The 12,723-nt window shown below is 56.7% G+C and carries 12 protein-coding genes and 2 tRNA genes; 1 reads left to right on the forward strand and 13 read right to left on the reverse strand.

From position 1 onward, the window contains the following. Window positions 1-194: 194 nt before the first annotated feature. The 12 genes from AC0T4W_RS12510 to AC0T4W_RS12565 all read right to left on the reverse strand — a co-directional run bounded on the left by AC0T4W_RS12510 (window position 195) and on the right by AC0T4W_RS12565 (window position 10,410). Window positions 195-1,460: a Y-family DNA polymerase gene (locus tag AC0T4W_RS12510; RefSeq protein WP_476319320.1), complete on the reverse strand. Its 1,266-nt coding sequence runs from the start codon at window positions 1,458-1,460 to the stop codon at window positions 195-197. Further along, window positions 1,457-1,888: a hypothetical protein gene (locus AC0T4W_RS12515; protein ID WP_476319322.1), complete on the reverse strand. Its 432-nt coding sequence runs from the start codon at window positions 1,886-1,888 to the stop codon at window positions 1,457-1,459. The genes AC0T4W_RS12510 and AC0T4W_RS12515 overlap by 4 nt, the downstream gene beginning before the upstream one ends. A gap of 608 nt (window positions 1,889-2,496) precedes the next feature. Continuing rightward, a tRNA-Pro gene (locus AC0T4W_RS12520) sits at window positions 2,497-2,573 on the reverse strand. A 90-nt stretch (window positions 2,574-2,663) separates the two neighbouring features. Then, window positions 2,664-3,020, reverse strand: coding sequence for a MerR family transcriptional regulator (locus AC0T4W_RS12525; RefSeq protein WP_476319324.1), 357 nt, complete (start codon window positions 3,018-3,020; stop codon window positions 2,664-2,666). Then, window positions 3,001-3,303 (reverse strand): integration host factor subunit alpha, encoded by a 303-nt coding sequence (gene ihfA / locus AC0T4W_RS12530; protein WP_003243414.1) that lies wholly within the window; start codon window positions 3,301-3,303, stop codon window positions 3,001-3,003. The genes AC0T4W_RS12525 and ihfA overlap by 20 nt, the downstream gene beginning before the upstream one ends. A 3-nt stretch (window positions 3,304-3,306) precedes the next feature. Then, window positions 3,307-5,685: a phenylalanine--tRNA ligase subunit beta gene (gene pheT / locus AC0T4W_RS12535; RefSeq protein ID WP_476319326.1), complete on the reverse strand. Its 2,379-nt coding sequence runs from the start codon at window positions 5,683-5,685 to the stop codon at window positions 3,307-3,309. 45 nt (window positions 5,686-5,730) lie between these two features. Then, the gene (gene pheS, locus AC0T4W_RS12540) at window positions 5,731-6,747 is read right to left on the reverse strand and encodes a phenylalanine--tRNA ligase subunit alpha (RefSeq protein ID WP_476319328.1); all 1,017 of its coding nucleotides are present in this window, start codon (window positions 6,745-6,747) and stop codon (window positions 5,731-5,733) included. A 190-nt stretch (window positions 6,748-6,937) separates the two neighbouring features. Next, window positions 6,938-7,339, reverse strand: coding sequence for a 50S ribosomal protein L20 (gene rplT, locus AC0T4W_RS12545; protein ID WP_476319330.1), 402 nt, complete (start codon window positions 7,337-7,339; stop codon window positions 6,938-6,940). Between the two features lie 26 nt (window positions 7,340-7,365). After that, the gene (gene rpmI / locus AC0T4W_RS12550; RefSeq protein WP_090241698.1) at window positions 7,366-7,560 is read right to left on the reverse strand and encodes a 50S ribosomal protein L35; all 195 of its coding nucleotides are present in this window, start codon (window positions 7,558-7,560) and stop codon (window positions 7,366-7,368) included. Between the two features lie 58 nt (window positions 7,561-7,618). Then, window positions 7,619-8,170, reverse strand: a complete 552-nt coding sequence (infC, locus tag AC0T4W_RS12555; RefSeq protein ID WP_476323627.1) for a translation initiation factor IF-3 — start codon at window positions 8,168-8,170, stop codon at window positions 7,619-7,621. Next, a complete protein-coding gene (thrS, locus tag AC0T4W_RS12560) occupies window positions 8,170-10,092 on the reverse strand; it encodes a threonine--tRNA ligase (protein ID WP_476319333.1) in 1,923 nt (640 codons plus the stop codon). The genes infC and thrS overlap by 1 nt, the downstream gene beginning before the upstream one ends. Window positions 10,093-10,333: 241 nt before the next feature. Further along, a tRNA-Val gene (locus AC0T4W_RS12565) sits at window positions 10,334-10,410 on the reverse strand. Between the two features lie 185 nt (window positions 10,411-10,595). Between AC0T4W_RS12565 and AC0T4W_RS12570 the strand changes: the two genes are divergently transcribed. Beyond that, the gene (locus tag AC0T4W_RS12570; protein WP_476319335.1) at window positions 10,596-11,879 is read left to right on the forward strand and encodes an NAD(P)/FAD-dependent oxidoreductase; all 1,284 of its coding nucleotides are present in this window, start codon (window positions 10,596-10,598) and stop codon (window positions 11,877-11,879) included. Between the two features lie 66 nt (window positions 11,880-11,945). Here AC0T4W_RS12570 and AC0T4W_RS12575 read toward each other — a convergent pair whose 3' ends face one another. Next, window positions 11,946-12,623 carry a PA2778 family cysteine peptidase gene (locus tag AC0T4W_RS12575; protein WP_476319337.1) on the reverse strand — a complete coding sequence of 226 codons (678 nt, stop codon included), beginning with the start codon at window positions 12,621-12,623 and terminating at the stop codon, window positions 11,946-11,948. Window positions 12,624-12,723: the final 100 nt, after the last annotated feature.

Raw genomic sequence — 12,723 nt, forward strand, 5'->3', positions numbered from 1 at the left:
GACCTCTCTGCTTCGAAAAAGAGGTCGATGGTAGTGAAGAAATCCTGCGTTGCTGCCTGCCTGAGAGGGTGGCCGGATGGCCGTGGAATCAGTGGCCGGATGCGCGTGGACTGGGTGGCCGGATCACCGTGGAATCGGTGGCCAGATGCTCATGGAATGGGTGGCCAGATGACCGTGGAATCCGCAGACTGATCTCACCCAGCTCTTGGCAGCTCCCGCCAACTGCTCGTATAAGCAGGCGAAAGCATCCCCCTTTTCATCTCCCAGTCTCGCCCGCCAGGCCACACCGTCCCGATCCTGACCGCCCCTCTCCCGTACCTCTTGTTCAGCACATCAATCGTCTCCATCAGCCGCCCAACGTTCTTCCTGGGCGGCTCCGCAAACATGTCTGGCGTGTATCCATCGCTTTGCACAAGGTTTGTCAGCAAAATACCGACTTTCGAGTACGCGTATCCCTTCCTGAAGATGCGTGACAGCGCTTGGTTTGCGGCCTGCGTCATCAGCATCGTGTCGTTTGTAGGGTGAGGCAGGATGCACCGGGCGCTGTTGAAGTAGCGCTCCCGGTCTTCGACAAAACCGCTGGTTTGCAGGTTGATGACCATCTGTTCGGCCAGACTGTTCTGCTCTCGCAGCTTTTCGGCAGCACGAGCAACGTAGCTCGCCAGGGCTTCCCTGATCGGCTCTATCTGCTTCAGCTTCGTGCCGAACATCTTCGACGAGCAGATTTCCTTTTTGATATCTGGAGATTGGTGCATGCGTATCCATTCTTCGCCACGAAGCTCTCTCGCTGTGCGTTCCAAGACTCGGCCAAAAGTCTTTCGGATCATTGATAAATCAGCGTGAGCTAGATCCCAAGCCGTTTTGAGACCCAAGACTTCCAGGCTTTGCGTGAGCCTGCGACCAACACCCCATACCTCATCGACGGGCGCGATCCGAAGCAGCTTGTCGCGGCGCACAGGGTCAGTGAGGTCTACAACCCCTCCTGTCTTCTGCCACTTCTTTGCAGCGAAATTGGCGAGTTTTGCGAGCGTTTTCGTGTGGCCTATGCCTACACCAACTGGCATCGCGCATTCACTCCATACGCGGTCTTTTATGCCTTTACCGATGAAGGCGAGGTCACCTTGCATGCCGGTCAGGTCAGCCCATGACTCATCAATCGAGTACACCTCAATGTCCGGCACCTGGCTGTGGATGCAGCGCATGACTTTGTTCGATACGTCAGCGTAAAGCGCGTAGTTGCTCGAAAAGGCCAGCACGCCCAGCTCACGAAGTTGATCACGGATTTTGAAGAATGCTTCGCCCATGCCTATGCCGAGAGCTTTGGCTTCGCGTGTGCGAGCAATGACGCAGCCGTCGTTGCTGAGCACCACGATAGGCACGGTCGCAAGCTCGGGGCGGAAGATGCGCTCACAGCTTGCGTAGAAGCTGTTGCAGTCGATCAGCGCGTACACGCGCTTCATGGGCGCATGTCTCTAAACAAGAAATCAACGATGCCCCACAAGATCACTTCATCTTGTCCAGCCAGGTGCTGGCACTCGCCCAGGTGGTCTATGGTGACGAGAGAGCGCTTTTTCTCGGCGTCTGTGAGTATCGAGCAGAGTTTGAATTCGTGATCGATGATGACGATTGCTGCGCGGCCTGGGGCTGCTTGGCCAACTCGGTTCACCACGAGCACGTCGTGCTGGTATATCCCCAGGCCCGCCAGAGCATCGCTGTCAGCGATCCAGAGCCAAATATGGGGTGCGCCCAATCCCACATACTCGTCGATGCTCAGAGGGCCTTGCTCATGATCGCCAGCAGGGCTCTGAAAGCCTGTAATTTTTAGCTTCTCAGGTGAGAGGCACAGGCGCTCGATGCGGCGGCCGGGAGTCAAGAATGCAGTGTTCATCGGTACGCTCAAAATACTGTATAGATAAACAGTATAGTGAGATTTTTCTGAACTCCAAGCGGAGGTGACGATGTGCGGCGGTGTAGAAATTTCTGGCCGGTACACGAGAACGGGCGAGCAACTGAAAATCTATTTCCCGAACCCACGGGCAGCCCTTCCCGTACTCGGCAACGAAAGCCAGGAGGTGGTATGGGTGCCGTGGGGAAGAAGGCGCGAGTAGCCTGGGAAAGGCCCACAGGGCGGCTGGGCGAGATTGTCGTCAGTTGAGGAAGGTCGATGGGAGAAATATGGGCCGACACGCGTCCATATCCCTGCCGCAAAATTTATGGAGAAGGATCAAGAGAAAGTGAGCCACTGGTTCGAGCTAGAAGAGAACCAGGTGATTGAGGGGCTTGTGATCGGAGAGCGTGAACAGCAGCGTGTCTACGTGATCACTACCGAAGCGCCCGAGGAACAGGCATGGGTACATGACCGGTGGCCGCTACTGGCCCGAATCGGACCCTGAGCGGCGCTGGACCCTATGTGGACCCTAAAGCTGCTGGACCCTAAAAATTCCACCCATAAAAAAATCCAGTCACTGCTAAGTGACTGGATTTTCAAGGATTATATGGTCGGGACGGAGTGATTCGAACACTCGACCCCTAGCACCCCATGCTAGTGCGCTACCGGACTGCGCTACGCCCCGACTAGGCGTGAATCCATTTCCGGCAACCCGAAAACATTGCGAACTATACATTAAGCTTCTGAAATGTGGAAACTTTTTTGAATAAGGCGACTATTTTCTAAGCACCAACAACACATCTTCAAGCTCAGTAATCATTTGCTTGATCAGCTGCTTGTACTGGGTGCTGTCATCTTTAGCTTCATCACCAGAAAGACGCTGACGAGCGCCCCCGATGGTAAAGCCCTGATCGTACAAGAGCGCGCGAATCTGCCGAATCATCAGCACATCCTGGCGCTGATAATAGCGGCGATTGCCGCGCCGCTTGACCGGATTAAGCTGTGAGAACTCCTGCTCCCAATAACGCAACACATGAGGTTTAACGGCACAGAGCTCGCTCACTTCACCAATGGTGAAGTAGCGCTTGCCGGGTATGACGGGTAATTCGTCGTTATGACTTGGTTCCAGCATACGCCTCGACCCTGGCTTTAAGTTTCTGGCCTGGACGGAAAGTCACCACACGGCGAGCCGTGATTGGAATTTCCTCTCCTGTTTTTGGATTGCGACCGGGGCGCTGACGCTTATCGCGCAGATCGAAATTGCCGAACCCCGAGAGCTTGACCTGTTCGTTGAGCTCCAGCGCTTGACGGATCTCTTCAAAGAACAGCTCCACCAACTCCTTGGCTTCCCGTTTATTCAGGCCTAGCTCTTCATACAGACGTTCCGCCATCTCAGCTTTCGTCAGAGCCCCCATACGCTACTTCCTTAACGTGGCGTTGAACCTTTGTTCCAGGGAGGTGAGAATATTTTGCGTTGTGGTACTCACCTCATCGTCATTAAGAGTGCGCGATGGATGCTGCCAGGTCAAGCCAACGGCAAGGCTTTTTCTATGAGGATCAATACCTTTACCGTGATACACGTCAAATAGCTTGAGGTCAGTCAGCCACTCGCCTGCCGCTTCACGAATCGCACCGAGCAAATCCTGCGCCGGCACGTCACGATCAACCAGCACAGCCAGGTCACGGCGCACTTCGGGAAACTTCGACAGTTCCTGAAACTTGGGCATGACGCCCTGTGTGATCTCAGCCAGTACCAGCTCAAACATAAAGACTGCCTGATCCAGGCCCAGGGCTTTCGACAGCTCGGGATGAAGAGCCCCAAGGTAACCGACGACTCGCCCATCACGCTCAATGCGCGCCGTCTGGCCCGGATGCAGCGCAGCGTGCTCGCCTGGCACAAAGGCAAAGCTATCGCCCGCCCCCGCGCTGGCTAGCAATGCTTCAACATCGGCTTTTACATCATAGAAGTCGACATTATCGCGACCATGCGCCCAGCCTTCAGGCAAGCGACCGCCACAAATCACGCCAGCCAGCATTGGCTCTTGTTTCAAACCTTCAAGCTGCCCAACAAAGCGCAAACCACTTTCAAATAGGCGCACACGCGACTGCTGACGGTTCAAGTTGTGCTCAAGCGCCTTGATCAGACCCGGCCACAAAGAAGAACGCATCGCCGCCATGTCTGCGGAAATTGGGTTAGCCAGCATCAGCGGCGCAACGCCTGGATTGAACAGCTCGAACAGCTTGGGATCGATAAAGCTGTAGGTAATCGCTTCCTGGTAACCACGGGCAACCAACAAACGACGCAGCGCAGGCAGCTCGACGGCAGCTTCAGCCTTGGCCTGCGGAGCCAGACGCGCTTGCGGATAGCGAACCGGCAAGCGGTTATAGCCATACAAACGGGCGAGCTCTTCGATCAGGTCAACTTCCAAGCTGATATCGAATCGGTGACTTGGCACACTCACCTGCCACTGCCCGTCGCCATCGGCACGAATACCCAAGCCCAAAGCAGTCAGCAGGCGAACAATCTCCCCATCATCCATCTTCATGCCGAGCATCTGTTCGATGCGCTCAGCACGCAGCGTGACCGGCGCAACGCTCGGTAACTGCTCCTGATTGACAACTTCGATGATCGGCCCGGCTTCGCCACCAACGATGTCCAGCAACAGCGCAGTCGCCCGCTCCATGGCTTCGCGCGCCAACTGCCAGTCCACGCCCCGCTCGAAACGATGCGAAGAGTCAGTGTGCAAACCATAGGAGCGAGCCTTGCCAGCGATGGCAATGGTGTCGAAGAACGCGCTCTCAAGGAACAAATCACGGGTCTTGTCGTTGACGCCGCTATGCTCACCACCCATCACCCCAGCAATGGCCAGGGCACGACTGTGATCGGCAATTACTAGCGTATCGCTGCGCAGGCTGACTTCCTGACCATCAAGCAGGACAAGCTTTTCGCCCTCCTCAGCCATACGCACACGGATGCCGCCATTGATTTCGGCGAGATCGAACGCGTGCAGCGGCTGGCCCAGCTCAAGCATCACGTAGTTGGTGATGTCGACCGCTGCATCGATACTGCGCACATCGGCGCGGCGTAGACGCTCGACCATCCATAGCGGCGTCGGCTTGGACAGATCAACATTGCGCACAACTCGACCGAGGTAACGCGGGCAGGCTTGCGCAGCCAGAACCTCAACCGGGCGCACTTCATCATGGCTTGGCGCAACCGCTTCAACGACCGGGCGGGCGACTGGAGCGGCGTACAAAGCGCCAACCTCACGCGCCAGGCCAGCCAGCGACAGGCAATCACCACGGTTCGGGGTCAGGTCGACTTCGATACTGGCGTCGTCCAGATCCAGATAGACACGAATATCCTGCCCCACCGGCGCGTCAGCTGGCAGCTCCATCAAGCCGTCATTGTCTTCGCTGATCTGCAGCTCAGAAGCCGAGCAGAGCATGCCATTGGACTCGACACCGCGCAGCTTGGCTTTCTTGATCTTGAAGTCGCCGGGCAGTTCGGCACCGATCATGGCGAACGGAATCTTCAGGCCAGGGCGCACATTCGGCGCGCCGCACACTACCTGAAAGGTTTCTGCGCCATTGCTGACCTGACACACCCGCAGCTTGTCGGCATCGGGATGCTGCTCGGTGCTCAGCACCTCACCCACCACCACGCCGCTGAATACGCCGGCGGCTAGCGATACACTGTCGACTTCAAGACCGGCCATGGACAGGCGGGCAACCAGATCGTCACGCGAGACCTGTGGGTTTACCCAGCTGCGCAGCCATTGTTCACTGAATTTCATACTGTCTGTTCTCCTGAACCAATTCGATTACGGAATGCGAGGGCGCTAGCGAAATTGCGCCAGGAACCGCAGATCGTTATCGAAGAACAGCCGTAAATCGTTGACGCCGTAACGCAGCATGGCCAGACGCTCAACACCCATACCGAAGGCGAAGCCGGAGTATTTTTCCGGATCAATGCCCGACATGCGCAGCACATTCGGGTGCACCATGCCGCAGCCCATGACTTCCAGCCAACCAGTCTGTTTGCACACGCGGCAGCCTTTGCCGCTGCACATCACGCACTGCATATCGACTTCGGCCGATGGCTCGGTGAACGGGAAGAACGAGGGGCGGAAACGCACGCCCAGAGGCTTTTCGAAGAACACCCGGAGGAACTCTTCAATGGTGCCCTTGAGGTCAGCAAAGCTCACACCTTCGTCGACCAGCAGGCCTTCGACCTGGTGGAACATCGGCGAATGGGTGATATCGGAATCGCAGCGATACACGCGGCCGGGGCAGACGATGCGAATCGGCGGCTGCTGGGATTCCATGGTGCGCACCTGTACCGGCGAGGTGTGGGTACGCAGCAACATATTCGCGTTGAAATAGAAGGTGTCATGCATCGCCCGCGCCGGATGGTGGCCAGGGATATTGAGTGCCTCGAAGTTGTGATAATCGTTTTCCACTTCCGGGCCTTCGGCAATGCCGTAGCCAATGCGGGTGAAAAACTGCTCAACACGTTCCAGCGTACGGGTTACCGGGTGCAGACCACCAGAGGCCTGACCACGGCCCGGCAGGGTCACGTCGATTTTTTCGGCGGCGAGCTTGGCGCTCAGCGCGGCGTGTTCCAGAGTTGCCTTACGGCTGTTCAGGGCATCCTGAACCTGATCCTTGGCGGCATTGATCAACGCACCGGCTTGCGGGCGTTCCTCTGCCGACAGATTGCCCAGGGTCTTCATCACCTGAGTCAGTTCGCCTTTCTTGCCCAGATAGTGAACCCGCAATTGCTCCAGGGCATTCACATCGTCGGTGTGGCTAACGGCCTCAAGCGCTTGCGAGACCAGCACATCCAGATTTTCCATTTACAGACTCCAGATACGAAATAGGGGAAGAGCAAAGGCTCTTCCCCTATTGGTGACGTTTCGAACAAGCTTAAGGTCTACTGCGCTCGGTCATGCTGTGTTGGAAGCCGGCTCGGACTGCTCATTTACAACTCGTAAACTCCGCGTCCTCGCCGTCTTCCGCCTTGCCTGACCGTCGCTCGCGACGACCTTAGGCCCGTTCTTGCACCGGGCGAGCCCGGTGATTGTCGGGGACTTGAGCCAGTACGGCTTTCGCTTTCTCGACAATCGCAGCAAACGCCGCTTTTTCGTTCACTGCCAGATCAGCCAGAACCTTACGGTCGATCTCGATGGACGCTTTTTTCAGGCCGGCAATGAAACGGCTGTAGGACAGACCGTTAACACGAGCACCAGCGTTGATACGAGCGATCCACAGAGCGCGGAATTGACGTTTTTTCTGACGGCGGTCACGGTAGGCGTACTGGCCTGCCTTGATCACAGCCTGCTTGGCAACGCGGAATACGCGTGAGCGTGCGCCGTAGTAGCCTTTAGCGAGTTTCAGAATCTTTTTGTGACGCTTGCGAGCGATAACGCCGCGCTTTACACGAGCCATGAGTAATTTCCTCTATCTTGACCGGATTATCGAACGCGCAGCATGCGCGCCACTTTTGCTACGTCAGACGGGTGCACCATGGTGCTACCGCGCAGATGACGCTTACGCTTAGTGGACATCTTGGTCAGGATGTGGCTCTTGAAAGCGTGCTTGTGCTTGAAGCCGTTAGCGGTTTTGAGAAAACGCTTGGCTGCACCACTCTTAGTTTTCATCTTTGGCATGTTCGTACTCCGCATTCAGTTGATAAACATAACCGCAAGGCCTGCCGTGCCCTGGTGGTTACTTCTTCTTTTTGGGGGCGATGACCATGATCAGCTGGCGTCCTTCCATCTTTGGATGCTGTTCAACGGTGCCGTATTCAAGCAGGTCACCTTCAACCCGCTTCAACAACTCCATGCCCAGCTCCTGATGCGCCATCTCACGGCCGCGGAATCGAAGCGATACCTTGGCCCTGTCCCCATCACAAAGGAAACGTACCAGGTTGCGTAGTTTTACCTGGTAATCCCCTTCCTCCGTCCCTGGACGAAACTTGATTTCTTTAACCTGAATCTGCTTCTGGTTTTTCTTTGCAGCAGCAATCTGCTTCTTCTTTTCGAAGATCGATTTGCCGTAGTCCATCAGCTTGCAAACAGGGGGCACTGCATCGGCAGAAATTTCTACCAGATCCAGTTTGGCCTCTTCGGCCTTAAGAAGCGCGTCTTCAATTGACACAATCCCAAGCTGCTCACCCTCAGCTCCAATTAACCGAACCTCGCGTGCCGAGATATTCTCGTTGATCGGGGCCTTCGGTGCAGCTCGTTTATCTTGTCTCATTTCACGCTTAATAATGATTACTCCAAATCTTGGCGACCACGCCGGGAAACCGCTTGCGCGAGAAGTTCAACGAATTGAGTGACGGGCATGGAGCCCAGATCAGCACCTTCACGGGTACGCACAGCGACAGTTTTCGTCTCAACCTCCCGATCTCCGATAACCAAGAGATAAGGAACCTTGAGCAAAGTATGCTCGCGGATTTTAAAGCCTATCTTCTCGTTCCTCAAGTCAGACTTGGCACGAAAACCGCTTTGATTGAGGATTTTTTCTACTTCGAGGGCAAATTCAGCCTGTTTATCGGTGATATTCATCACCACCGCCTGGGTCGGCGCCAGCCAGGCTGGGAATGCACCCTCGTAGTGCTCGATCAGAATCCCGATAAAGCGCTCGAAGGAGCCAAGAATCGCGCGGTGCAACATCACCGGATGCTTACGGCTGTTGTCCTCGCTAACGTATTCGGCGCCTAAACGTACCGGCAGGTTGAAATCAAGCTGCAGGGTACCACACTGCCAGACCCGCCCCAGACAATCCTTCAGCGAGAACTCGATCTTCGGCCCGTAGAAGGCGCCCTCGCCCGGCTGCAGATCATAGGGCAGGCCAGCGTCATCCAGGGCACTGGCCAGCGCTGCTTCTGCACGATCCCACAGGTCATCGGAGCCCACACGCTTTTCCGGGCGGGTCGAGAGCTTGAGCTGGATATCGGTAAAGCCGAAGTCGGAATACACCGCCCGGGTCAATTTGATGAAGTCAGCCGACTCGGCCTGCATCTGCTCTTCGGTGCAGAAAATATGCGCATCATCCTGGGTAAAGCCGCGCACGCGCATGATGCCGTGCAGCGCGCCGGACGGCTCGTTACGGTGACAAACACCGAACTCGGCCAGACGCATCGGCAACTCGCGGTAGCTCTTCAGCCCCTGATTGAACACCTGCACGTGGCACGGACAGTTCATCGGCTTGATGGCGTAGTCGCGGCTTTCCGACTCGGTAGTGAACATGTTTTCGGCGTAGTTGGCCCAGTGCCCGGACTTCTCCCACAGCGAACGGTCGACCACCTGCGGCGTCTTGATCTCTAAGTAACCGTGCTCGTGCTGCACCTTGCGCATGTACTGCTCAAGCACCTGATAGATGGTCCAGCCATTGGGGTGCCAGAACACCATGCCCGGCGCTTCTTCCTGGGTATGGAACAGATCAAGGCGCTTGCCGATCTTGCGATGGTCGCGCTTCTCAGCCTCTTCAATGCGCTGGATATAAGCCGCCAGCTGCTTTTTGTCGGCCCAGGCCGTGCCATACACACGCTGCAGCTGCTCGTTCTTGGCATCGCCGCGCCAGTAGGCACCGGACAGCTTGGTCAGTTTGAACGCCTTGAGAAAACGCGTATTCGGCACGTGCGGCCCGCGGCACATGTCGACGTATTCTTCATGGTAGTAAAGGCCCATGGCCTGCTCGTCCGGCATATCTTCAACCAGACGTAGCTTGTATTCCTCACCACGAGCGGTGAACACATCAATAACTTCAGCGCGCGGCGTCACTTTCTTGATGACGTCGTAGTCCTTTTCGATCAGCTGCTGCATGCGCTGCTCGATGGCCGCTACATCATCTAGAGTGAAAGGACGCTCAGAGGCGATGTCGTAGTAGAAGCCTTCTTCAATGACCGGGCCGATCACCATCTTGGCAGTGGGAAACAACTGCTTGACCGCATGACCAATCAAATGCGCACAGGAGTGGCGGATGATTTCCAGGCCTTCCTGATCTTTCGGCGTAATGATTTGCAGGGTTGCATCGCTATCAATCAGGTCACAGGCATCAACCAGCTTACCGTTGACCTTGCCGGCCACCGTAGCCTTGGCCAAGCCAGCACCAATAGATTGCGCCACCTCGAGTACGGATACCGGGTGATCGAACGAACGCTGACTGCCGTCGGGAAGAGTAATGATGGGCATGGCGCCTCCTCTCCTAGTGGTGACCTCTACCAAAGGCCACATGGGTTGGGATGAGCCAGTAAGCGATTCGGCGGTATACCCGCCATACAGTGACAGGAGCTCTTCAGCCAACCAAAACCGAACCGGAGTCACTGGAGGTTTGAAACAACGATTAACCGCACGGATGCTTGCAGAAAGCCGGGCTTGCTGGCAAGAACCCAATAAAAAAGGGCCGCCTAAGCGACCCTTTTTCTACCAAATTTGGTAGGCACGATTGGACTCGAACCAACGACCCCCACCATGTCAAGGTGGTGCTCTAACCAACTGAGCTACGTGCCTACGATGGGTGCGCATTCTACGGCGACGTAAAAAACTGTCAACAGGTTTTTTCGCTAACTGCCTGAATAACTGAATTTTTTACTGTTCTACAAGACGTTTAGTATTTCGCACAGGCCACTAGCCGGGCATTTTCAACTCAGGTAGCATCCGCCCATTCGTAAAAAATAAAGAACAGAGGTTGCAAAATGGCGCACACAGCTTATCCACAATCCTATTATGCGGCCTCCGCCAATCCGGTGCCGGCGCGCCCTGAATTGAATGGTGACGTCGATACTGACGTGTGCATCGTCGGTGCGGGCTATACCGGCCTGTCCACGGCCATCGCCCTGCTCGAAAACGGTTTCAAGGTCAGCATCGTCGAAGCAGCCAAGGTCGGCTTCGGCGCATCGGGCCGCAATGGCGGGCAGATCGTTAACAGCTATAGCCGCGACATTGATGTAATAGAACGCAGCGTCGGCCCCAAACAGGCGCAACTGCTGGGCGACATGGCCTTTGAGGGCTGCCGGATCATTCGTGAGCGCATCGCCACGTACAACATCCAGTGCGACCTCAAGGACGGCGGCGTATTCGCCGCCAACACCCCCAAGCATATGAAGCATCTGGAGTCGCAGAAAAAACTCTGGGAACGCTACGGCCACACCCAACTGGAACTGATGGATGCCGAGCGCATTCGCGAAGTGGTAGGCACCGACATCTACAAGGGCGGCATGCTCGATATGAGTGGCGGGCATATCCACCCGCTCAACCTGGCACTGGGTGAAGCGGCAGCCGTCGAGTCGCTGGGCGGCGTGATTTACGAGCAATCGCCCGCCATCCGTATCGAGCGCGGCGCTAATCCTGTTGTGCATACCCCTAATGGCCGAATCAAAGCCAAGTTCGTGGTCGTTGCCGGCAACGCCTACCTGGGCAATCTGGTGCCCGAGCTGTCGGCCAAGTCGATGCCATGCGGCACTCAGGTGATCACCACCGAGCCGCTCTCTGCTGAACTGGCAAAAAGCTTGCTGCCGCAGAATTACTGCGTCGAGGACTGCAACTACCTACTCGACTACTACCGCCTGACCAGTGATAACCGCCTGATCTTCGGCGGTGGCGTGGTTTACGGTGCACGCGACCTGGCAAACATCGAAGCGATCATTCGCCCGAAGATGCTCAAGGCCTTCCCGCAGTTGAAGGATGTGAAGATCGACTACGCCTGGACCGGCAACTTCCTGCTAACCCTGTCGCGCCTGCCACAAGTCGGCCGCCTGGGCGACAACATTTACTACTCACAAGGCTGCAGCGGCCACGGCGTGACCTACACCCACCTGGCCGGCAAAGTGCTGGCCGAAGCCCTGCGCGGCCAGGCCGAACGCTTCGACGCCTTCGCCGACCTGCCGCACTACCCGTTCCCGGGTGGCCGCCTGTTCCAGGTGCCATTCAGCGCACTGGGCGCCTGGTACTACACCCTGCGGGACAAGCTGGGCGTCTAAAGCACAACCCGCAAACAGAAACGGCACCTCAATAGGTGCCGTTTTGCGTTTTACCTGTCAGCGACTTTACAGCGGCGCGTCCGGCCAAGCCTGACGCGCCGTACGCAACGCCCGCTGCGCGGCAGCCGCTCGACCTTGCTGCTCTAGCGCCTGAGCGGCGGCCAGCCAACTTTGCTTGAGCGGCTGTGCTGGCAATTGATTGGTCGGCATAACCAGCACCGCCCAACGCCCCGCCTCGCCCCATGCATCGTCGAAGCTAGCAAAGCTGGTGTACCAGCGCCGGCTATTGCCAGAACGCATCACCAGCGTGCGCTCGCGCTGGTCATAGCCCACCAGCAGCGCAAACTGCGAGCCCGGCCCGCCAAATAGACGATCCTGCATCACCAGCACCGGATGCCCTGCGGACACCTGCTGCATCAGCGCATCCAGATTACCGGGCAAGGGATAAACCAGCAGATCATAAGAACGCGCCACAGCCTCAAGCCCGGCTTGCGCACTCTGCCCTTTGGCCAACTGCTGAATGCGCTCATCCACCAAACCTGGGCTGGTGATCACCCCATGATGATTGAGCAACGCCGCCAACGCCGAAGGCCCGCCCTGGGCATCGCTGAGCTGAAAGAACGGCACATCGGCCAGCTCGACTCGCTCAGGCAAGCGCTGAGTCTCAGGCAGCAGTTGCGGCCCACTGGCGCAGGCCGCGAGCAGAAAAAACAGGGCAATCGGCAAAAATTTTACGACACGCACAGACTGAAACATCACTCACCCACTGGCTTGTTTGTGGCGCAGAGCATAACGATGAAGTGCTGGCGACCCAACCCATCAGCGCAAAATGCCAGATTCACCG

This window comes from Pseudomonas sp. C7.1 (assembly GCF_056312395.1).

Coding starts and splice junctions, on each gene's coding strand:
- AC0T4W_RS12510 (WP_476319320.1), bottom strand. CDS start 1,460: ATGAAGCGCGTGTACGCGCTGATCGACTGCAACAGCTTCTACGCAAGC.
- AC0T4W_RS12515 (WP_476319322.1), bottom strand. CDS start 1,888: ATGAACACTGCATTCTTGACTCCCGGCCGCCGCATCGAGCGCCTGTGC.
- AC0T4W_RS12525 (WP_476319324.1), bottom strand. CDS start 3,020: ATGCTGGAACCAAGTCATAACGACGAATTACCCGTCATACCCGGCAAG.
- ihfA (WP_003243414.1), bottom strand. CDS start 3,303: ATGGGGGCTCTGACGAAAGCTGAGATGGCGGAACGTCTGTATGAAGAG.
- pheT (WP_476319326.1), bottom strand. CDS start 5,685: ATGAAATTCAGTGAACAATGGCTGCGCAGCTGGGTAAACCCACAGGTC.
- pheS (WP_476319328.1), bottom strand. CDS start 6,747: ATGGAAAATCTGGATGTGCTGGTCTCGCAAGCGCTTGAGGCCGTTAGC.
- rplT (WP_476319330.1), bottom strand. CDS start 7,339: ATGGCTCGTGTAAAGCGCGGCGTTATCGCTCGCAAGCGTCACAAAAAG.
- rpmI (WP_090241698.1), bottom strand. CDS start 7,560: ATGCCAAAGATGAAAACTAAGAGTGGTGCAGCCAAGCGTTTTCTCAAA.
- thrS (WP_476319333.1), bottom strand. CDS start 10,092: ATGCCCATCATTACTCTTCCCGACGGCAGTCAGCGTTCGTTCGATCAC.
- AC0T4W_RS12570 (WP_476319335.1), top strand. CDS start 10,596: ATGGCGCACACAGCTTATCCACAATCCTATTATGCGGCCTCCGCCAAT.